General features: G+C 66.4%; 17 protein-coding genes. 6 read left to right on the top strand and 11 right to left on the bottom strand.

Annotated features, from left to right (window positions below):
* Positions 1–54: 54 nt before the first annotated feature.
* From ACTJKQ_RS03790 to ACTJKQ_RS03755, 8 genes are all read right to left on the bottom strand, one after another.
* A complete protein-coding gene (locus ACTJKQ_RS03790; RefSeq protein ID WP_440596048.1) occupies positions 55–1344 on the bottom strand; it encodes a 3-isopropylmalate dehydratase large subunit in 1290 nt (429 codons plus the stop codon).
* Positions 1341–2303, bottom strand: coding sequence for a Bug family tripartite tricarboxylate transporter substrate binding protein (locus tag ACTJKQ_RS03785; RefSeq protein WP_440596047.1), 963 nt, complete (start codon positions 2301–2303; stop codon positions 1341–1343). The genes ACTJKQ_RS03790 and ACTJKQ_RS03785 overlap by 4 nt, the downstream gene beginning before the upstream one ends.
* Positions 2304–2387: 84 nt before the next feature.
* Positions 2388–3125, bottom strand: a complete 738-nt coding sequence (locus ACTJKQ_RS03780) for an ABC transporter ATP-binding protein (protein ID WP_440596046.1) — start codon at positions 3123–3125, stop codon at positions 2388–2390.
* Complete coding sequence (locus ACTJKQ_RS03775) at positions 3122–3883, bottom strand: ABC transporter ATP-binding protein (protein ID WP_440596045.1); 762 nt, start codon at positions 3881–3883, stop codon at positions 3122–3124. Before ACTJKQ_RS03775 ends, ACTJKQ_RS03780 begins: the two co-directional genes overlap by 4 nt.
* Positions 3873–4844: a branched-chain amino acid ABC transporter permease gene (locus tag ACTJKQ_RS03770; protein WP_440596044.1), complete on the bottom strand. Its 972-nt coding sequence runs from the start codon at positions 4842–4844 to the stop codon at positions 3873–3875. Before ACTJKQ_RS03770 ends, ACTJKQ_RS03775 begins: the two co-directional genes overlap by 11 nt.
* The gene (locus ACTJKQ_RS03765; RefSeq protein WP_440596043.1) at positions 4841–5713 is read right to left on the bottom strand and encodes a branched-chain amino acid ABC transporter permease; all 873 of its coding nucleotides are present in this window, start codon (positions 5711–5713) and stop codon (positions 4841–4843) included. Before ACTJKQ_RS03765 ends, ACTJKQ_RS03770 begins: the two co-directional genes overlap by 4 nt.
* Positions 5714–5809: 96 nt before the next feature.
* Positions 5810–7012 (bottom strand): ABC transporter substrate-binding protein, encoded by a 1203-nt coding sequence (locus tag ACTJKQ_RS03760; RefSeq protein WP_440596042.1) that lies wholly within the window; start codon positions 7010–7012, stop codon positions 5810–5812.
* A 47-nt stretch (positions 7013–7059) separates the two neighbouring features.
* Entirely contained in the window at positions 7060–7881 is an 822-nt protein-coding gene (locus tag ACTJKQ_RS03755) for a GntR family transcriptional regulator (protein WP_440596041.1), read from the bottom strand.
* Positions 7882–8123: 242 nt separating this feature from the next.
* Here ACTJKQ_RS03755 and ACTJKQ_RS03750 point away from each other — a divergent pair, with 242 nt between their 5' ends.
* The 6 genes from ACTJKQ_RS03750 to ACTJKQ_RS03725 all read left to right on the top strand — a co-directional run bounded on the left by ACTJKQ_RS03750 (position 8124) and on the right by ACTJKQ_RS03725 (position 15833).
* Positions 8124–8870 (top strand): TetR family transcriptional regulator, encoded by a 747-nt coding sequence (locus tag ACTJKQ_RS03750; RefSeq protein WP_440596040.1) that lies wholly within the window; start codon positions 8124–8126, stop codon positions 8868–8870.
* A gap of 2 nt (positions 8871–8872) precedes the next feature.
* Entirely contained in the window at positions 8873–10042 is a 1170-nt protein-coding gene (locus tag ACTJKQ_RS03745) for an efflux RND transporter periplasmic adaptor subunit (RefSeq protein WP_440596039.1), read from the top strand.
* A gap of 14 nt (positions 10043–10056) precedes the next feature.
* The gene (locus ACTJKQ_RS03740; protein WP_260667254.1) at positions 10057–13239 is read left to right on the top strand and encodes an efflux RND transporter permease subunit; all 3183 of its coding nucleotides are present in this window, start codon (positions 10057–10059) and stop codon (positions 13237–13239) included.
* Positions 13240–13280: 41 nt separating this feature from the next.
* Entirely contained in the window at positions 13281–13994 is a 714-nt protein-coding gene (locus tag ACTJKQ_RS03735; protein WP_440596038.1) for a protein-L-isoaspartate O-methyltransferase family protein, read from the top strand.
* A gap of 33 nt (positions 13995–14027) precedes the next feature.
* Positions 14028–14381 (top strand): rhodanese-like domain-containing protein, encoded by a 354-nt coding sequence (locus ACTJKQ_RS03730; protein WP_055401749.1) that lies wholly within the window; start codon positions 14028–14030, stop codon positions 14379–14381.
* Between the two features lie 117 nt (positions 14382–14498).
* A complete protein-coding gene (locus ACTJKQ_RS03725) occupies positions 14499–15833 on the top strand; it encodes a TolC family outer membrane protein (protein WP_099730303.1) in 1335 nt (444 codons plus the stop codon).
* A gap of 52 nt (positions 15834–15885) precedes the next feature.
* Here the strand turns inward: ACTJKQ_RS03725 and ACTJKQ_RS03720 are convergent, their stop codons facing one another.
* Genes ACTJKQ_RS03720 through ACTJKQ_RS03710 form a run of 3 tightly spaced genes read right to left on the bottom strand, consistent with a single transcriptional unit; the run spans position 15886 to position 19444 of the window.
* On the bottom strand, positions 15886–17259 hold the full coding sequence (locus tag ACTJKQ_RS03720; RefSeq protein WP_440596037.1) for a 3-deoxy-D-manno-octulosonic acid transferase: 1374 nt from the start codon (positions 17257–17259) through the stop codon (positions 15886–15888).
* Positions 17256–18035, bottom strand: a complete 780-nt coding sequence (locus tag ACTJKQ_RS03715) for a carbon-nitrogen hydrolase family protein (RefSeq protein ID WP_440596036.1) — start codon at positions 18033–18035, stop codon at positions 17256–17258. The genes ACTJKQ_RS03720 and ACTJKQ_RS03715 overlap by 4 nt, the downstream gene beginning before the upstream one ends.
* 20 nt (positions 18036–18055) lie before the next feature.
* Positions 18056–19444 (bottom strand): phosphomannomutase/phosphoglucomutase, encoded by a 1389-nt coding sequence (locus ACTJKQ_RS03710; RefSeq protein WP_108497002.1) that lies wholly within the window; start codon positions 19442–19444, stop codon positions 18056–18058.
* Positions 19445–19580 lie beyond the last annotated feature (136 nt).

The raw sequence follows: 19580 nt of genomic DNA, 5'->3' as shown, positions 1-19580 counted from the left end.
CCCGCGCAGCGAGAGAGGGGGAAGGCGCGAAGCGACTCAGGGGGTGAATCATGCTCATGCGAGTACCTCGCGGGGGTCGGTGATGCAACCGCGCACGGCCGATGCCGCCACGGTGTACGGCGACGCCAGATACACCTGCGCGGTGGCCGAGCCCATGCGGCCCTTGAAGTTGCGGGCGGTGCTGGAGATGACGGTGGTGTTGTCTCCTACAGTGTCGCCATAGCCGGCGCAGGCACCGCAAGTGGTAGGGAACAGTTCGGCCCCCGCGTCCTGCAATACCTGCAGCACGCCCTCATCGCGCGCAGCGGCCTGGTCCTGCTGGCTGGCAGGGGCCACCATCAGGCGCACTCCACTGGCCACGCGTTTGCCACGCAGCACCGAGGCGGCAGCGCGCAGATCGTCCAGCTTGGCGCCCGTGCAGGCGCCGATGTAGGCCACGTCGATGCCCTGCCCTGCGTGCTGTGCCACGGGGGCGGCATTGGCCGGGCTGTGGGGCGCGGCGACCTGCGGCGTGAGCGTGGTGGCGTCGAAGGTGTGGCGCGTGAGGGCTGCGCCTTCATCCGTGCGCCAGGCATCCAGCCCCTGCAGGTCTGCGTCGGGCACGCCCGCCGCCCGCAACCACTCGCGTGTGGTGGCGTCGGGGGCAATCAGACCGGCCTGGGCGCCCAGCTCGGCGCTCATGTTCGAGAGCGTCATGCGTTCCTGCATGCCCAGCGCCTGCACGGCGGGGCCGGCAAACTCCACGGCCTGGTACTGGCCGCCGTTCATGCCAAAGCGGCCAATCATGTGCAGCATCATGTCTTTGGCCGTCACGCCCTGGGCCAGCTGTCCGCTCCAATGCATCTGCAGGGTGTGGGGCACGCGCAGCCAGATTTCGCCGGTCACCACCACGCCCAGCATTTCGGTGCTGCCGATGCCAAACATGTAGGCACCGAATGCACCGCCTGTGGGCGAATGCGAGTCGCCGCCCACGCAGAACATGCCGGGGCGGATATGTCCGTGCTGGGGCACCACAACATGGCAGATGCCCTGGCCGTCATACACATGGGGCAAAGCCTGCTCGCGCGCCCAGTCGCGGGCGATGCGCACGATGCGGCGGGATTCTTCGTCGCGCTCGGGCAGGTAGTGGTCCATGACAAGGACCACGCGCGATTTGTCCCAGATCTGCGCGCCCAGTTCGTCGAGCATGGGCTTGAGGCGCCGGGGGCCGGACGAGTCGTGAAACATGGCCAGGTCCACGCTGCAGTTGACGATTTCACCGGGTGTGACGCTGGCGCGGCCGCTGGCGCGGGCCACCAGCTTCTGGGCCAGGGTGCTGGCCACAACATCTGGGGTGGCGGTCATTCGGGTTTGGCTCCGGCAAACTTCACCACCTTGGCCCAGCGCGGGATTTCGGCCTGCACAAAACGCGCAAACTCGTCCGGGCTGTTGCCCACTGGCACGGCGCCCTCCAACTCCAGCCGCTTTTTCACGTCGGGGGTGACAATGGCCTGGCGTGCGGCATCGCTCAGGCGCTTGGACAGCTCGGGGTTCATCTGCCCCGGGCCAAACAGGCCAAACCAGGCGCTGGATTCGTAGCCCGGCAGCACCTCGGCAATCGCAGGCACATCCGGAAAGGCGGGCAGGCGCTTGGCACTGGTCACGCCCAACGCCTTGAGCTTGCCCGCGCGGATCTGCGCCTGTGCATTGCCGACGGCGGCGAACATCAGGTCGACCTGCCCCGCCAGCACATCCTGCAACGCGGGCGCAGTGCCCCGGTACGGGATGTTGACGATGTAGGCGCCCGACTGCATCTTGAAGGCATCGCCCGCCAGATGCAGCGATGAACCCACCGCGCCAATCGCAAAGTTGAGCTTGCCAGGCTTGGCCTTGGCCAGTGCGATCAGCTCACGCACATCTTTGGCAGGCAGCGAGGGGTGGGCCACCAGCACCGAGGGCGAGGTGGCCATACAGGTCAGCGGGGTGAAGTCCTTGACAGGGTCGAACGGCAGCGAGGGGTAAAGGCTGGCGTTGATGGCATGGCTGGTGAAGCTCATGAGCAGCGTGTTGCCATCGGGTGCGGCTTTGGCCACCGCGTCGGCGGCAATGTTGCCGCCCGCACCGGGCCGGTTCTCGACGATCACGGTGCGGCCCAGCAGGCGGCCCATTTCGATGGACAGGGTGCGCGCCAAGGTGTCGGTGGAGCCGCCGGCCGGGGCGCCGACCAGGATGCGGATGGGCGTGGACTGGGCAAAGGCCCGCCCGCCCATCAGCATGGCCGGCACAGGGGCAAGCGCTTGGAGGATTCTGCGGCGTTGGATCATGGTGTGGTGTCTCCTTCTTCAGTCACAGCGCAGGCATCACCGTGCCTTGGTCAATCGGGATGGCATGGGCGAGGAGCATGGGATTCAAAGGCCCAGATAGGCGCGGCGCAGGTCGTCGCTGCGCAGCAGTTCGTCGGGCGCGCCAGAAAAGCGAATGCTGCCGTTTTCCATCACGTAGGCACGGTCCGCAATCTCCAGCGACTGGCCCACGTTCTGCTCGACCAGCAACACCGCCAGCCCGGTGGCACGCAGCTGGCGAATCAGGCCGAACATCTCCTCGACCAGCAGGGGCGACAGGCCCAAAGATGGCTCATCCAGGATCAGCAGACGGGGTTCGGCCATCAGGCCCCGGCCAATAGCCAGCATCTGCTGCTCGCCGCCGCTCATGGTGCCCGCGAGCTGGGTGGTGCGCTCCTTCAGGCGCGGAAAGGTGGCAAACACCTTGTCAAGGTTGTCGGCCCGGCGCTCCCGCGCGCGGGTGAAGCTGCCCAGCGAGAGGTTTTCGAGCACGCTGAGGTTCGGGAAAATCTTGCGCCCTTCGGGCACCTGGATCAGCCCGGCCTTGACGACCTCGGTGTAGTGCGCGCCGCTCAGGTCCGCGCCGCCAAAAGCGACAGTACCGTCCCAGGCCTTGTAAATGCCACACACGACGTTGTTGAAGGTGGATTTGCCCGCGCCGTTGCTGCCCAGCAGGGCCACGGTCTCGCCGGGCTGGACCTGCAGGTCCACACCCCGCAGGACCTCGACGCGGCCGTAGCCGCCGCGCAAGCCCGCCACGCTGAGCAAGGGGCTGGATGCGGACGATGGGACGGCGCTGCTCATGCGGCCTCCTTCGCGGCAGCGGCACGCAGGCGCGCCGCCGTGCCGTGGCCCAGGTAGGCCTCAATCACGCGCTCGTCGGACGTCACCGCGCCCGGGCTACCCTCGGCAATCAACTGGCCCTGCGCCAGCACCCACACATGCTCGGCCAGGTTCATCACGGCCTGCATCACGTGCTCGATCATCAACACGGTCACGCCACCATCGGCGATGCCGCGCACCACGGGAATCATCTCGGCAATCTCCTGGGGGTTGAGGCCCGCCAGCACTTCATCGAGCAGCAGCAGGCGCGGTTGTGTCGCCAGCGCGCGCGCCAGCTCCAGCCGCTTGCGGCCCGCCACCGTGAGGTCGGCTGCAGGCTTGTCCAGCTGGGGCGAAAGGCCCACGCGGGCGGCCACGTCGCTCGCCAATGCCAGCGCCGCGCGGCGGTTGGGCTCCTTCAGGTGCGCGCCCACGGCAATGTTTTCACGCACGGTTTGTGCCGCAAACGGCTGCACGATCTGGAAGGTGCGCGTCATGCCCAGCCGGGCATTGAGATGGGGCGCCTGACCGGTGATGTCCTGGCCTGCGAAGCTCACCGTGCCTGCGTCGGGCCGTACAAAGCCCGACATCAGTGCAAACAGCGTGGTCTTGCCTGCGCCATTGGGGCCGATCAGCGCCCTTAAAGAACCTTCTGGCACCGCCAGGCTCACGTTTTGCACGGCTTTCAGGCCGCCGAAGGATTTGCTCAGGCCACTGAGCTGCAACAGGTCATTGGCCATGGCGGCCTCCCGAACGTTTCCACATCGCCACCACCGACTGCCCAATGCCTGCGATACCACGCGGCAGGAACATCACGATGAGCACCAGCACCACGCCGTAGATCACCATGTTGATGCCCGGCAGCTGCCCGAACAGGTTGCGCGTGATGTCGGCCAGGATGTGCAGCACCAGGGCGCCCAGCACGGGCCCCCAAACGGTGCCGATGCCGCCCACGATGGCGGCCACCAGGGCTTCCACCGACGTGACGGAGCCGTAGGCAATGCCCGGGTCGATGTACTGGAACACCTGCACATAAAACGCACCGGCTGCGCCCATGAAACCGCCCGACAGTGCGATAGCGCCCATCTTCACGTTGAAAGGATTCACGCCAATGGCACGCGCCGCGTCTTCGTTGTCGCGCACGGCCTGCAGCCAGGCGCCAAAGCGCGAGTTCTTGAGCCACCAGCTCACCAGCAGCGCCAGCGTGACCAGCGCCAGGATGAGAAACACATAGCCCTTGCGCGATCCGAACTGCATGTTGCCCAGAGATTCCTTGAGCGGCAGCATCAGGCCCACACCTGCCCCGGTGAACGGCACCGACAGCGCCAGGATGCGGAACACCTCGGCAAAGGCCAGCGTGACCAGCGCAAAGTACGAACCCTTGAGCCCGTAGCGGAACGACAGCCCGCCCACGAACAACCCCACCAGCGCACTGCCCGCCACGGCCATGGGCAAGGCCACCCAGGGGTTCATGCCTCCTTGCATCTGCGCAATGGCCTGGATGTAGGCGCCCGTGCCAAAGAACAGTGCATGGCCGAACGAGAACTGCCCGCCAAAGCCGCCCAGGATGTTCCATGCCTGGGCCAGCAAGGCAGCGTAGAGCGCCATCATCACAAAGTTGAGCAGCACGCCGGAGTCCGACACGCCCGTCACGGCCGCCACGATGGCCGCGAACACTCCAATGGTCCAGAGTTGCTTCATGCCTTGGCTCCAAACAAGCCCTGCGGGCGGAACAGCAACACCGCGATGAAGATGGCAAAGATGCCGATCTGCCCCAGCGATTCGCCCAGATACAGGCCGCCCAGCGACTCCACCACCCCAATCAGCAGCCCTCCCACCAGCGCACCGGTAAAGCTGCCCATGCCGCCCAGCACCACGATGGTGAAAGCCACCAGCACAAAGCCGCTGCCCACCTGCGGATTCACGTAGTAAGCCGGCAGCAGAAAACACGCGGCCGCCCCCAGGCAAGCCAGGCCGATGCCAAAGCTCATCGCGTACACGTGGTCCACGTTGATGCCCATGAGCTTGGCACCATGCTTTTCCTTGGCCACGGCACGGATGGCGCGGCCCAGGTCGGTCTTGCCGACGATCCAGAGCAAGACGCCCGACACCACCAGCGCCCCGGCGAAGGCCACCAGCTTCGGGAGCGCAATCATGGCGGGGCCTACAGCGACGGTGGTCAGCGTGTAGGCCGTTTCGATGGTGCGCGTGTCGGACTTGAAGAACAGCAGAGCGAGGTTCTCCATCACGATGGAGATGCCCAGCGTGACCAGCAGGATGTTCTCGTCTTTGCCGTGGCTGGCCCGGTTGATCACCAGGCGCTGCAGGCCGTAGCCCAGGGCGAACATGCCAGGCACCAGGATGGGCAGCGCCAGGTAGGGGTCGAGCCCGAAGTGCTGCTTGAGCAGGTACACGGCGTACAGCGCCAGCATCAGCGACGCGCCATGCGCGAAGTTGATGATGTGCAGCACGCCGTAGATCAGCGTGAGCCCGAGCGCGATCAGGGCATAGACCGCGCCCGTCGTCAGGCCGTTCAGGAGGGAGGGAAAGAGGATGCTGAGCTCGAACATGGGTGTGGAGTCCGGCGTTCAGGCAAAGGCGCGGCCTGGCGCTCCGCGTGGGAGCGCCCCGCAGCCCCTGCATTCAGGGCCGAAAAGTGGTGGGTGTCAGGCCTTTAGCGGGAAGAGCGGGTCCGCTTCGCGATAGTCGCGCGGGATGATGACCTTGATGTCCTTGTTCAGCACCTGGGTCATGAGCGGCTGGGCACCCTGGTTCTGTCCATTGACGAATTTGGTCGGGCCGTACGGCATGATGTGATCGGCAAAGGTGCTCTTTTCCAGTGCGTCGATGAGGGCGGCACGGTCCATCGACTTGGCGCGCTCCAGCGCATCGGCCAGCAGCCACATCGAGGTGTAGGTCATGAACAGCTCGTAGCTGAAGAACAGGCCCTTGGCCTCGACCCGCTTCTTCAGGTCCTGCGCGCGCTTGTCCTTGGGGTTGAACCAGTGGTTGCAGTCGATGATGCCGTTGGCAGCGTCCGGAAACTCCTTGACGAACTTGTAGCTCGACGCCGCCCCACCCAACACCGAGTAGATCGCCTTGGGCGTGACCTTTTGCTGCTGCATGGTGCGCACCAGCAGCGCGTACTCGTTGTAATAGTTGGCGGGGATGACAATGTCGGGGTTGATCGCCTTCATGCGCAGCACGATGTTGTTGAAGTCGCGCGTGGGGTTGGCGTGCTTGACGACTTCCTTGACCTCGTAGCCGTAGCCGGGTAGCTCCCGCGCCAGCAGCTGTGCAGTGCCGGTGCCAAACAGCGATTCTTCATGGATGATCATCACTGTTTTGGCGGGCTTGCCTGCCGCCGTGTTCAGCACATGCAGGTTGGCCACGGCAGTCTCGGCGCATTTCTTGTAGCCGGGGCCAAAGCGGAAGGTGCTCTTGAGGCCGCGCTCCACGATCTGGTCGGCCACGCCCACATCCACGATGTGCGGCAGGTTGTACTTGGCGGCGGCCTGCGTAGTGGCCAGGCAGATGGCCGAGGCAAACGCCCCCACCACGGCGGACACGCCCGCTTCGTTCATCTTCTCTACCTCGGCGGCACCGGCCTGAGGCTGTGACTGCGCATCGCCCAGCAGGGCTTCGAGCTTGGCGCCGCCCAGAGCCTTGATGCCACCAGCCTTGTTGATGTCTTCAATGGCCATCATCGCGCCTTCGCGGCATTGCTGGCCCGAATAGGCCAGTGCGCCGGTCACCGGGTGCAGCACCCCCACCTTGACGGACTTGGCCTGCGCCCCGCCCACCAGTGGGAAGGCCAGCGCCGACGCGGCGGCAGCCGACTGGGACATGAAATGACGGCGAGTACTCATGGGCATTCTCCTGGCAGGTGGGTCGGATTGAGGTTGGGGGAACGGATTCAGTGGAACTGGGCCGACAGCTCTTTGCTGACCCAGACCTTGGCGTCGATGCTGCCCACACGGGACAGCTGCATTTCGTATTCGTAGCGGTCCGGCCGGTAGAGGCCGTGCAGCCACTGCACGGGGCGCTCCTGGTCGTCATAGATGAGACGGCGCACAGCCAACAGTGCCGAGCCCACCGAGACATCCAGGTGGCGGGCCACGACAGCGTCAGCCAGCTTGGCCGAGATGGTCTGGTGCGCGCGGCCCACCTTGACGCCCGACTCTTCGAGCAGCACCAGGATGGGCTTGCGCGCCAGCTCGCGCCGTCCGAACTGGCGGGCAATGTCGGCGGGCACATAGGTGGTGATGTGCGACAGCGGCCCCTCTTTGGTGCTGCGCACACGGACCGCCTTTTGCACGGCGTCGCCCACTGCAATATTCAGCGCACCGGCCACGGCACGCGATGCTGTGACCGTATCCACATCCAGCACCTTGACGGAGGTGCGCAGGCCCATGCTGACCAGGTTCTCCAGCAGGCCGGTGAGATGCGCGCGGCTGCTTTCGCCCTCGCCGCCCTCGCCGCCCGCGCCGTTGGCAGTGGCTGGGGCGGGAGCCAAAGGGCGGGTGCCCCGACCGGGCTCGCGGGAGATCATGCCCTCGCCTTCCAGCAGCTCCAGCGCGCGGCGCACCGTGACACGCGCCACCGCGAACTGCCGCATCAGCGCCAGTTCGCCCGGCAGACCATCGGCAAACCGCCCCTCTTGCAACTGCTCGCGCAGCACCAGATAGATCTGGTGGTACTTGGGGAGCGGCAGATTGTTGGACGGCATGGAGGTCATATTAGGAATAGTTCTAATGTCCTGTCAATAAGACATTTAGGAGCGAAATTTGTCTTGCTGCAGACATTTGCGGCACCGGTGCACTGCACCGAGCGCACGCAACCACCGTGCCAGCAAGGAGAGATGTGCACCGCAGCAATGCGAAACGGCGCGCCTTTTTGGCAGCTTGTGACAAGGCAGCATTGACGCGCCCACAGGCACTGGCTACATTACTAACCAGTCAGTCATTAAAAATAGCCGGTTTGACCACTCCCCCCCAACCCTCCTCTGCCACGACCAGCACCAAACGCGAGCGCCGCAAGGAAGCCCGCCCGGGAGAGCTGCTGGAGGCTGCCCTCGACCTGTTCGTCGAGAAGGGGTTTGCCGCCACACGGGTGGATGAGGTGGCGGCGCGCGCAGGGGTATCCAAGGGCACACTGTTTCTGTACTTCCCCAGCAAGGAAGAGCTCTTCAAGGCGGTGGTGCGCGAAAACATCGCCGGCCGCTTTGCCGAGTGGAACAGCGAGCTGGAGACCTTTGTGGGAACCACCAGCGAGGTCCTGCGCTATTGCTACCAGGTCTGGTGGGAACGCATCGGGTGCACCAAGGCCTCAGGCATTACCAAGCTCATGCTCAGCGAGGCGCAGAACTTCCCCGAGATTGCGCAGTTCTACCAGCACGAAGTCATCCTGCCCGGCCAGGCGCTGATTCGCCGCATCCTGGAGCGTGGCATTGCGCGGGGCGAATTCCGCCCCGTGAACCTCGACTACGCCGTGTACCTGGTGCTGGCCCCCATGATCTTCCTCATGATGTGGAAGCACTCTGTGGGCGCCTGCGTGCCTGATGCCCAGGAGCTGACACCTGAGCAATACATCGAGACGCAGATCGACAACATCCTGCACGGCCTGTGTGTGCGCTCGGAGGCGCCTGCAGCTTCCGGCGCGGCAGGCACATTGCCGTCTGACAAGCCGTCCCCTCCCCCTTCTTTCACGCGCTCGCGCACACCCTGACCATGAAACGCTGGATTCCCTGGATGGCTGCGGCCGTCGTTGTCGTGCTGCTCGGTGGCGGTGTCTGGCGTGCCATGGCGGCGCGGCAGGCGCAGCAAAAGGCTTTGGCCGAGGCGTCCACACAACGGGCCGAGGCACCGCTGCAACTGGCGGCCGACGAAGTGATCACCGTGCAATCGTCCCAACTCTCTCTGGGGGTACCGGTATCAGGCTCGTTGCGTGCCGTGGACTCGGCCATGGTCAAGGCACGCGTGGCCGGCGAGCTGCAGGGCCTGACTTTGCGCGAAGGCGACAGCGTCAAGGCGGGACAGGAAGTGGCACGCATCGACCCGACCGAAGCCCGTGCACGCCTGCGCCAGGCCCAGCAGCAGGCCGATGCAGCCAAATCGCAGGTGGACATCAACCAGCGGCAGTACAACAACAACCGTGCACTGGTAGACCAGGGCTTTATCTCTGCCACGGCGCTGGTCACCTCGCAAGCCAGCCTGGAAGCGGCCCAATCCAGCTACCAGGCCGCCGTATCGGCCGCCGACGTCGCCCGCAAGGCGCTGGAAGACACCGTCCTCAAAAGCCCCATCAGCGGCCTGGTGGCGCAGCGGCTGGCCCAGCCGGGAGAGCGGGTGCCCATCGACGCCCGCATCATCGAAGTGGTGGACCTCTCCCGCCTGGAACTCGAAGCGCTGCTCACCCCGGCTGACTCCGTCGGCGTGCGTGTGGGTCAGAAGGCCCAGCTCACGGTCGAAGGCGCCTCGGCGCCGGTACAAGCCACCGTCGTGCGCATCAACCCCAGCGCCCAGGCGGGCAGCCGCACCGTGCCAGTCTATTTGCGGGTGGACCAGGCACCCCACAGCGCAAGCCTGCGCCAAGGCCTGTTTGTGCAAGGCCTTCTGGCCACCGGCAGTGCGCAGGTACTGACCGTTCCATTGGATGCCGTGCGCACCGACAAACCGGCACCCTATCTCCAGACGATCAAGGAGGGCCGCGTGGCCTATGCGCCGGTGCAGACGGGAGCGCGCGCCGTGGTCAATGGGCAGACCCTGGTCGCGGTGGACGGCGTACCCGTGGGCACGACGGTCATTGCAGGCCGCATGGGTTCGCTGCGCGAGGGCACGCCCGTGGCGGCGGCAACTGCTGCGCCACAAGCCGCTCCCGCCTCGCGCACTGCGCCCTGACCAGCGGACGCGCCATGTGGTTCACCAAAGTCAGTCTTAAAAACCCCGTGTTCGCCACGATGGTGATGCTCGCCATCGTCGTGCTGGGCCTGTTCTCGTACCAGCGCCTCAAGGTCGATCAGTTTCCCAACATCGACTTCCCGGTGGTGGTGGTCACCGTGGACTACCCCGGCGCGTCGCCTGAAATCGTCGAGAGCGAGGTCACCAAGAAGATCGAGGAAGGTGTCAACTCGATTGCGGGCATCAACGCCCTCACCTCGCGCAGCTATGAGGGCACGGCGGTTGTCATCATCGAGTTCCAGCTCCACATCGACGGCCGCAAGGCCGCCGAGGATGTGCGCGAAAAGGTCGCCACCGTGCGTCCCTTGCTGCGCACCGAGGTCAAGGAGCCACGCGTTCTGCGCTTTGACCCCGCCAGCCGCGCCGTATGGTCGCTGGCCGTGTTGCCCGACGAAAAATCGGGTCGCAGCGCGGTGGAACTGACCACCTGGGCCGAGCAGATCCTGAAGAAGCGCCTGGAAAACGTGCGCGGCGTGGGCGCGGTGAACCTGGTGGGTGCTACCAAGCGCGAAATCAACATCTACCTCAACCCACAGGCCCTGGAAGCCTTTGGCGTGACCCCCGACCAGGTGGCCAATGCCGTGCGCAACGAGAACCAGGACCTGCCCGTGGGTGCGATCCGCTCGCTGGCGCAGGAGCGCGTGGTGCAGATCGACGCGCGCATGGAGCGGCCCGAGGATTTCGGCAAGATCATCGTGGCCCGCAAGAACGGTGCGCCGGTGCGCCTGGACCAGGTGGCCCGCGTCAACGACGGCGCGCAGGAAGTGGAAAGCCTGGCGCTCTACAACGGCCAGCGCACGCTGCTGCTGTCGGTGCAAAAGTCGCAGGGAGAGAACACCATTGAGGTGGTCGATGGCCTGAACGCCGCCGTGGTGGAACTGAAGAACCAGCTGCCACCCGGGGTGCGGCTCGAAACCATTGGCGATAGCGCCCGCCCGATCCGCGTGGCGGTCAACAACGTGCGCCAGACGCTGATCGAGGGGGCCATCCTCACGGTGCTCATCGTCTTTCTGTTCCTGAACTCCTGGCGCTCCACCGTGATCACCGGGTTGACGCTGCCCATCGCGCTGATCGGCACGTTCCTGTTCATGAACATGTTTGGCTTCACCATCAACATGATCACGCTCATGGCGCTGAGCCTGTGCGTGGGGCTGCTGATCGACGATGCCATCGTGGTGCGCGAAAACATCGTGCGCCACGTGCAGATGGGCAAAGGCGCCTACGCAGCCGCCATGGACGGCACGCAGGAGATCGGCCTGGCGGTGCTGGCCACCACGCTGTCCATCGTGGCAGTGTTCATGCCCATCGGCTTCATGGGCGGCATCATCGGCAAGTTCTTCCACGAGTTCGGCATCACCATCGTCGCGGCGGTGATGATTTCGATGTTTGTGAGCTTCACGCTCGACCCGATGCTGTCGAGCATCTGGCACGACCCGAGCATCCATGCGCACGGCCAAAAGACGGCGCCCGTCACCTTCTACGACAAGACCATTGGCCGCGTCACCGGCTGGTTTGACCGCGCCACCGATGCGCTGGCAGAGGGCTATCAGCACATCCTGCGGTGGTCGCTGGTGCACAAGCTGGCCACCATGGTCATCGCCCTGGCGGTGTTCGTGCTGAGCGTGGTCATGGTGCCGCTGCTGGGCACCGAGTTTGTGCCCAAGGCCGATTTTTCAGAGACCTCCCTCAATTTCTACACCCCCGTGGGTTCGTCGCTCGAGGCCACCGAGTCCAAGGCCAGGCAGGTGGAAGGCATCCTGCGCGAGATGCCCGAAGTGCGCTACACACTGGCCACCATCAACACCGGCAACGCCCAAGGCAAGATGTACGCCAGCATATACGTGCGGCTGGTAGACCGCAAGGACCGCAGCCGCAGCGTGGACCAGATGTCCGACGTGCTGCGCGAGCGCCTGAAGACCGTGCCCGGCATCACCGTGACCCATGTGGGCCTGCTGGATGCGGTGGGCGGCCAGAAGCAGGTGGAGTTCTCGCTGCAGGGGCCCGACCTGCGCGAACTGGAGCGCCTGACCAAAATCGTCACCGAGAAGATCCGCGACATTCCCGGCCTCGTGGACCTGGACACCAGCGCCAAGCCTGACAAGCCTGTGATTGCGCTGGATGTGAAGCGTGAAGTGGCGTCGGACCTGGGCCTGTCGGTGGCGCCCATGGCGGCCTCGCTGCGCACGCTGGTGGCAGGCACGACGGTGGGCAACTGGCGTGCGCCCGACGACCAGACCTATGACGTGAATGTGCGCCTGGCGCCCGAGGCGCGCACCACCCCGGCCGACCTGGAGCGCCTGCCCTTTGCCCTGGCCGCCACCGACGGCACGACCCGCATCGTGCGCCTGAACCAGGTCGCCAGCGTCACCGAATCCACCGGCGCCAACCAGATCAACCGCCGCGACCTGACCCGCGAAGTGGCGGTGAACGCCAACGTGTCCCAGCGCTCGGCCGGTGAAGTGTCGAACGACATCAAGAAGGCGCTGGAGACCGTGACCTTCCCGCCGGGTTACCGCTACCAGTTTGGCGGCTCCACCAAGAACATGGCCGAATCGTTCGGCTACGCCATCTCGGCACTGGCCATGGCCATCATCTTCATCTACATGATCCTGGCGAGCCAGTTCAAGAGCTTTTTGCAGCCGCTCGCGCTCATGACCTCGCTGCCACTCACGCTGATTGGTGTGGTGCTGGCGCTGCTGATGTTCCGCTCCACGCTGTCGATGTTCTCCATCATCGGCGTGGTCATGCTGATGGGGCTGGTGACCAAGAACGCCATCCTGCTGGTGGACTTTGCGATCCGTGCCCGCGAGGAACACGTGAATGACCAGGGCCAGACCGTGCCCGGCTTGCCCCGCGCCGATGCCCTGCTGCTGGCCGCCCGTGTGCGGCTGCGCCCCATCCTCATGACCACGCTGGCCATGATCTTCGGCATGGTGCCCCTGGCGTTTGCGCTGTCCGAAGGCTCGGAACAGCGCGCGCCCATGGGCCAGGCGGTGATTGGCGGCGTGATTACTTCCTCCCTGTTGACCCTGGTGGTGGTGCCGGTGGTGTATTGCTACATGGACGACTTGGCCCAGTGGGCCCTTCGCAAGATGGGACGCGCTCCGGCAGCGCCTAAAATCGAAGGTTTGTCCTGATCGTCCCGATCGGCCTTGCATCTGCCCCACGGAGAAATCCCATGAACCTGCCCCTGAACACGTCCGCCAACATCAGCGACCCCATCGCCCAGGCCCGCTACAACATGATCGAGCAGCAGATCCGCCCCTGGAACGTGCTCGATGCCGACGTGCTGGACCTGCTGGCCGTGGTGCGCCGCGAAGACTTTGTGCCCCCGGCCTACCGCAGCCTGGCCTTCATGGACATTGAAGTCCCGCTGCTGGGCAATGACGCTGAAGAAGCCGTGCGCAAAGGCCACAGCATGCTGCAGCCCCGCGTGGAAGCGCGCATCCTGCAAGACCTGCGCATTTTGCCCACCGACCGCGTGCTCGAAATCGGCGCCGGCTCGGGCTACATGGCCGCCCTGCTGGCCGCCCGTGCCGAACGTGTGGTGTCCCTCGAAATCCACCCCGAGCTGGCCGAAATGGCCCGCGAGAACCTGCGCGATGCTGGCGTGCAGAACGCCGACGTGCGCCAGGGCGACGGTGCCCGCGATGCCATCCCTGACGGCCCGTTCGACGTGATCGTGCTCAGCGGCTCCGTGGCCGAGGTGCCCAGCCACCTGCTGTCCCTGCTGCGCGATGGGGGCCGCCTGGGCGCCATCGTGGGTGGCGAGCCCGTGATGCGTTTCACCCTGACCCGCCGCACCGGCGACCGCTTTGAGACCACATCGCCCTGGGACACCATCGCGCCGCGCCTGGTGAACTTCCCCGAGCCCTCTGGCTTCACGTTCTGACCCCCTGCCCTTCGGTTGCCTTCGGAGTTTTGCATGATCGATCACGTCCGCCCCGCCCAGCTGTCTGCCTGGTTTGCCGCTGCACCTGAAGGCAGCCAGCCCCTGGTGCTGGACGTGCGTGAGCCCTGGGAGCTGCAGACCGCCAGCGTGCGCGCCGACGGGTTTGAGCTGGTGGCCATCCCCATGGGCGAGTTGCCCGCGCGGCTGGCCGAGCTGGAGCCCGCCCGCCAGGCGCAACGCCCTATTGCCTGCCTGTGCCACCACGGCGCCCGCAGCCTGCGCGTGGCCTCGTTCTTGCAGCACCACGGGTTCGAGCATCTGGCCAACATCACCGGCGGTATTGACGCCTGGTCGCACGAAAGCGATCCGGCGGTGCCGCGCTACTGACGCCCTTTGTGGTTGATGGACCGTTGTTGATGGACCGCACTTGCCGCACCCATGCCCCAGTGCTGCCCGCCGCTGCCCACCCCGATTCGATTCGCAGACTCTTCCGAAGGACCCCCAATGACACCGTTTAGGCCCCTGTCCCTGTCCATCCTGCCCCTGGCGCTGGGCGCAGCGCTGTGTGCGCCAGCCCAGGCCCAAAGCCTGCTGCAACTGGTGGAATCGGCCCGCACCTATGACACGGCCTGGCAGTCGGCGCGTGCGCAACTGGACGCCGCAGCCCGCAAGGCCGACCAGGCCCGCGCCGGCCTGCTGCCTTCCGCCGCACTCACCGGGGGCCTCACCCGCTCCAACGTGGAGCTGAGCAAACCCAAGATCGAGAACACCGGCACGGCACAGACCGTGGGGGTCAATGCCTCCCAGCCGCTGTACCGGCCTGCCAATCGCATCACGCTGGAGCAAGGCCAACGCGGCGTGGATGTGGCCCAGGCCCAGCTGGATGCCGCCACCCAAGACCTGCTGGTGCGGGTGAGCCAGGCCTACTTCGACGTGCTGGCGGCGCAAGACACCCTCACCTTTGTGCAGGCCCAGAAGGCCGCCGTGTCCGAGCAACTGGCCGCCGCCAAGCGCAATTTCGAGGTCGGTACCACCACGGTGACCGATTCGCGTGAAGCCCAGGCCCGTTACGACCTGGTGATTGCCCAGGAGATCGCCGCCGAGAACGACCTGCGCGTCAAGCGCCTGGCGCTGGACCAGCTGGTCGGCATCGCCGGCACCAAGCCGCAGCCCCTGGCACTGCCGGTGCAACTGCCTGGCGTAGTGCCGGACAACCTTGCCACCTGGGTGGACACCGCCCGCGACCAGCAGCCCGGCGTGCGCCAGGCCGCCATTGCGCTGGACATTGCGCGGCTGGAGACCAAAAAAGCCGAAACCGGCCACCTGCCCACGGTGGACCTGCAGGCGGGCTACAACGTCACGCGCAACCTGCACGGCACCATTACCTCGCCCGGCGTCACGGCCCGCAGCAATGCCGCCAGCGTGGGCGTGGCACTGAACCTCCCCCTGTTTGCAGGCTTTGCCGTGCAAAACCGCGTGAAGGAAACCCTGGCCCTCGAAACCAAGGCCGAGGCCGACCTCGAAACCGCCCGCCGCAACGTGGCCCAGGCCACGCGCGCAGCGTTCTACGGCGTGCAGTCCGGCCAGGGCCAGGTGCAGGCCCTGGAAGCGGCCGAAGCCTCCAGCCAGAGCGCGCTGGACGCCAACAAGCTGGGCTACCAGGTGGGTGTGCGCATCAACATCGACGTGCTCAACGCCCAAAGCCAGCTCTACCAGACCAAGCGTGACCTGGCCCAGGCCCGCTACAACGTGCTGCTGGGCGGGCTCAAGCTGCGCCAGGCGGCGGGCACGCTGTCACAGCAGGACATCGAAGCTGTCAACGCACTGCTGGCCAAGTAATGGGGCCTTGCACCCCGCGCCGGGGTGCATCCCGTACATGAATTACTGAAGCCTAGTGCAGGCCGCCCTCGGGCTGCACCAGCGCCACAATCGCACGCGCCGTGGCCTGGGCAGCCCCTCGGTGCGTGGCCGCGAACCGGGTTGCCCGCTCGCTGGCCTGTTCGTGGGCACGGGCGTCCCCCGCCAGGGCTGCAGCCTGTGCCATTCCTTGTGCCAGGTCGGGCACCCGCTGTGCTGCCCCCGCCGCGCACGCCAGTTCGGCCGCCTCGGCAAAGTTGAAGGTGTGCGGGCCCAGCACCACGGGGCAACCGCAGGCAGCGGCCTCGATCAGGTTCTGGCCGCCCAGTGGGGCGAAGCTCCCGCCCAGCAAGGCCACATCGGCCAGGCCGTAATACAGCGCCATTTCACCGATCGAGTCCCCCAGCCACACGTCAGCGGCCGCAGGTGCCGCAGCCCAGGTGCTGCGGCGCGACACCGACAGGCCGGCCCGCTGCAGCAGCTGGTGGACCTCGTCAAACCGCTGCGGGTGGCGCGGCACGATGAGCCATTGCACGGGGGAAAGATCCCCGCCAGATGCTTCACTATTGATAGCTGCCAAGGCACAATCCACTAGCGCTTGGGGCGATTTTTGCCGTATTTTCTGGATCTGCTCCAGCCACATGGCCTCCTCGCCCTCGCGGCTGCTGGCCAGCAAGACCACCGGGCGGCCGGTGCGGGTGCGCCACTCGCGGCCCCGCTCCAGCAGCTGTGCGTCCGGCACCACGTCAAACTTGAGGTTGCCCAGCACACCACGCACCGGCGCGCCCATGGCCGCGAGCCGCGTGGCGTCTTCCTGCGTCTGGGCCCAGACTGCCGTCAGGCCGCCATACGCAGGCCGCGCCAGGGCTGACAGGCGCTGCGCCTTGCGCAGCGATATCTCGTTGAAGCGCGCATTGGCCAGCACCAGCGGAATGCGCCGCTGTCGGCAGCCCGCCACCAAGTTGGGCCACACCTCGGTTTCCATCAGGATGCCGATGGCCGGGCGGAACTTGCGCAAAAACCGCCCCACGGCGCCCGGCGTGTCCCAGGGCTGCCACACCTGCACATCGCCCGGCAGCAGCAACTTTTCGCCCTCGGCCCGCCCTGTGGCGGTGCCGTGGGTGAGCAACAGGCGCATGCCTGGCAGCTGTTCACGCAACTGGGCCAGCAAGATGGCGGCGGCCCGGGTTTCGCCCAGCGACACGGCATGCACCCACACAAACCGCCCCAGCGGGTCGGTGCTGCTGTGGGGCATCAGGCTGTCGATGGGGGCCGGGTAGCGGCCAAAGCGCTCGCCCACCGCGTAGGCGTAGCCCGGCTCGGCCACCGCACGGCGGCGCAGCTTGCGCCGCAGCAGCGGCTGCGCGCTCCAGGTCAGCAGCGAATACAGGGCCCGCGCGGCGTTCATGCGGGCACAGACAGGCTCAGCACACCACCCGCCCAGCCGCTGTCGCTGCGCTGTGCCCAGACGATGCAGGGCGCGTCACCCGGCGCAGCCACCACACAGCGGCCACCGGGCGCCCAGAAGGCACTGCGCCCCGCACTCACGTAGCCACCGGACGTGCCGCTGTAGTTGGCCGCGAGTACGGCCATGTCGTGGTCACGCGCGTAGCCTTCCAGCATGGCCGATTCGGCCGCATAGGCCTTTTCGGAGATCAGCACGCCCGCCGCATACAGGGCCGCGCCCGCCCCGCGGGCCGCCTGGGCATGCTCGGGATGGGTGATGTCGGCGCACACGGCCAGCGCCGTGGGCTCGCCGGCCACCAGTTGCACCTGCGCGTCGTCCGTGCCCACGCTGGCAAATTGCTCTTCGCTGTCGTGCAGATGGCGCTTGCGGTACAGCGCCACGCTGCCGTCCGGCCCCAGCAGCCAGGCACCAATGGCGGGCAATGCGCCCTGCTCCGCAGGCTCAGCCGGAGCACCCACCACCAGGGCCATGCCATGGCTTTGGGCGGCCTGGCGCAAGGCCAGCAGCACGGGGTGGTCGGCCGTCAGTACATGGTCTGCCATGAGCGCTGGCTCGTAGCCCATGAGCGACAGCTCCGGGAACTGCAGCAGTTGCACGCCCTGGTGGGCAGCGGCCCGCACGCAGGCCAGGTGCGTTTGCAGGTTGCGCTCCAAGTCGCCCGGCGCCGACGGCGTCTGGGCGGCAGCGACACACAGGGGGGTGGAGAGCGACAGCATCGGGCGTGCGGCAGGCAATGTCAGTGGCTGGCTGCGCCCACATGGGCGTCGGGCTTGACCCGGTGCAGCAGCGCCAGCATGGCGGCCTCGATGCGGGCCAGGGCTTCGGGCGTGTGGCCCTCAAAGCGCAGCACCAGCACGGGGGTGGTGTTGCTGGCGCGGATCAGGCCAAAGCCATCGGGCCAGTCCACGCGCAAGCCATCGATGCTGCTGATGGCGGCGGGCGCGGCAAAGGTTTCTGCGGCCAGGGCCTGCAGCTCGGCCGTCAGGCGGTGCGGCTCGCCCTCGGCACAGGCCACGTTCAGCTCGGGGGTCGAGAAGCTGGTGGGCAGTGCGTTCAGCACGGCGCTCGGGTCGCTGCTGCGGCTCAGGATCTCCAGCAGGCGGCAGCCGGCATAGGTACCGTCGTCAAAGCCGTACCAGCGCTCCTTGAAGAAGATGTGGCCGCTCATCTCGCCACCCAGGGGAGAGTTCGTCTCCTTCATGCGCGCCTTGATCAGCGAGTGGCCGGTCTTGAACATCACCGGCACGCCACCGGCCGCTGCAATGGCGGGCGCCAGGCGCTGGGTGCACTTCACGTCGAAGATGATCTCGCCGCCGGGCACGCGCGAAAGCACGTCTTGCGCAAACAACATCATCTGGCGGTCGGGGAAGATGTTGGTGCCGTCCTTGGTCACAATGCCCAGGCGGTCGCCGTCTCCGTCAAAGGCCAGGCCCAGTTCGGCATCGCTGGCCTTCAGGGCGTCGATCAGGTCACGCAGGTTTTCAGGTTTGCTCGGGTCGGGGTGGTGATTGGGGAAGTTGCCGTCCACCTCCGAGAACAGCTCGATCACCTCGCAGCCCAGCGCACGGAAGATGGCGGGGGCCGACGCGCCGGCAATGCCGTTGCCGCAGTCCACCACGATCTTGAGCGGCCGGGCCAGCTTCACGTCACCCACAATGCGTTCGCGGTACGCGGGCAGCACATCCACATGGCGGACCGAGCCACCGGCCAGCAGTTGCCAGCTTTCCTGCTCCATGGTGCGGCGCAGGCCCTGGATCTCATCACCATAGATGGCGCGGCCGTTCAGCACCATCTTGAAGCCGTTGTAGTCCTTGGGGTTGTGGCTGCCGGTGACCTGGATACCACTGGTGCACAGCGTGCTGGCCGCAAAGTAGAGCAGCGGCGTGGTGACCAGGCCCACGTCGATCACCTCGATGCCCGCCTCCACCAGCCCCCGGATCAGCGCCGCCGACATCGCGGGGCCGGACAGGCGCCCATCGCGCCCCACCGCCACGGTGGTCTGCCCTTCCGCGCGTGCTGCGGTGCCAAAGGCCCGGCCCAGGCCCAAGGCCACGTCTTCGTTCAGGGTGGACGGCACGATGCCGCGGATGTCATAGGCTTTGAAGATGGCGGGGGTCGGTTGCACGCAGGGGGGCCTTTCGTGATGGGGTTGAAAAGTCCGCTGCATTGTAGGCGGCGGCCCTGGGGGTGTTTGTCAGTCGATGCCTCAGGCGTGCGCCCTGCCCTTGCCAAAGGCACAGGTCCGAAAACGGCCAGTGATG

Source organism: Acidovorax sp. 22279 (genome assembly GCF_052045435.1).
Taxonomy (GTDB): Bacteria; Pseudomonadota; Gammaproteobacteria; order Burkholderiales; family Burkholderiaceae_C; genus Acidovorax; species Acidovorax delafieldii.
Note: the sequence above shows the minus strand (reverse complement) of the source record. Positions and strands in the feature narration are given on the sequence as shown.

Bases quoted from the DNA above. Each gene is read 5' to 3' on its own strand.
- ACTJKQ_RS03735 (WP_440596038.1), top strand. From the start codon at position 13,281: ATGAACCTGCCCCTGAACACGTCCGCCAACATCAGCGACCCCATCGCC.
- ACTJKQ_RS03785 (WP_440596047.1), bottom strand. From the start codon at position 2,303: ATGATCCAACGCCGCAGAATCCTCCAAGCGCTTGCCCCTGTGCCGGCC.
- ACTJKQ_RS03720 (WP_440596037.1), bottom strand. From the start codon at position 17,259: ATGAACGCCGCGCGGGCCCTGTATTCGCTGCTGACCTGGAGCGCGCAG.
- ACTJKQ_RS03765 (WP_440596043.1), bottom strand. From the start codon at position 5,713: ATGTTCGAGCTCAGCATCCTCTTTCCCTCCCTCCTGAACGGCCTGACG.
- ACTJKQ_RS03745 (WP_440596039.1), top strand. From the start codon at position 8,873: ATGAAACGCTGGATTCCCTGGATGGCTGCGGCCGTCGTTGTCGTGCTG.
- ACTJKQ_RS03790 (WP_440596048.1), bottom strand. From the start codon at position 1,344: ATGACCGCCACCCCAGATGTTGTGGCCAGCACCCTGGCCCAGAAGCTG.
- ACTJKQ_RS03760 (WP_440596042.1), bottom strand. From the start codon at position 7,012: ATGAGTACTCGCCGTCATTTCATGTCCCAGTCGGCTGCCGCCGCGTCG.
- ACTJKQ_RS03740 (WP_260667254.1), top strand. From the start codon at position 10,057: ATGTGGTTCACCAAAGTCAGTCTTAAAAACCCCGTGTTCGCCACGATG.
- ACTJKQ_RS03715 (WP_440596036.1), bottom strand. From the start codon at position 18,035: ATGCTGTCGCTCTCCACCCCCCTGTGTGTCGCTGCCGCCCAGACGCCG.
- ACTJKQ_RS03730 (WP_055401749.1), top strand. From the start codon at position 14,028: ATGATCGATCACGTCCGCCCCGCCCAGCTGTCTGCCTGGTTTGCCGCT.
- ACTJKQ_RS03775 (WP_440596045.1), bottom strand. From the start codon at position 3,883: ATGGCCAATGACCTGTTGCAGCTCAGTGGCCTGAGCAAATCCTTCGGC.
- ACTJKQ_RS03725 (WP_099730303.1), top strand. From the start codon at position 14,499: ATGACACCGTTTAGGCCCCTGTCCCTGTCCATCCTGCCCCTGGCGCTG.
- ACTJKQ_RS03755 (WP_440596041.1), bottom strand. From the start codon at position 7,881: ATGACCTCCATGCCGTCCAACAATCTGCCGCTCCCCAAGTACCACCAG.
- ACTJKQ_RS03780 (WP_440596046.1), bottom strand. From the start codon at position 3,125: ATGAGCAGCGCCGTCCCATCGTCCGCATCCAGCCCCTTGCTCAGCGTG.
- ACTJKQ_RS03770 (WP_440596044.1), bottom strand. From the start codon at position 4,844: ATGAAGCAACTCTGGACCATTGGAGTGTTCGCGGCCATCGTGGCGGCC.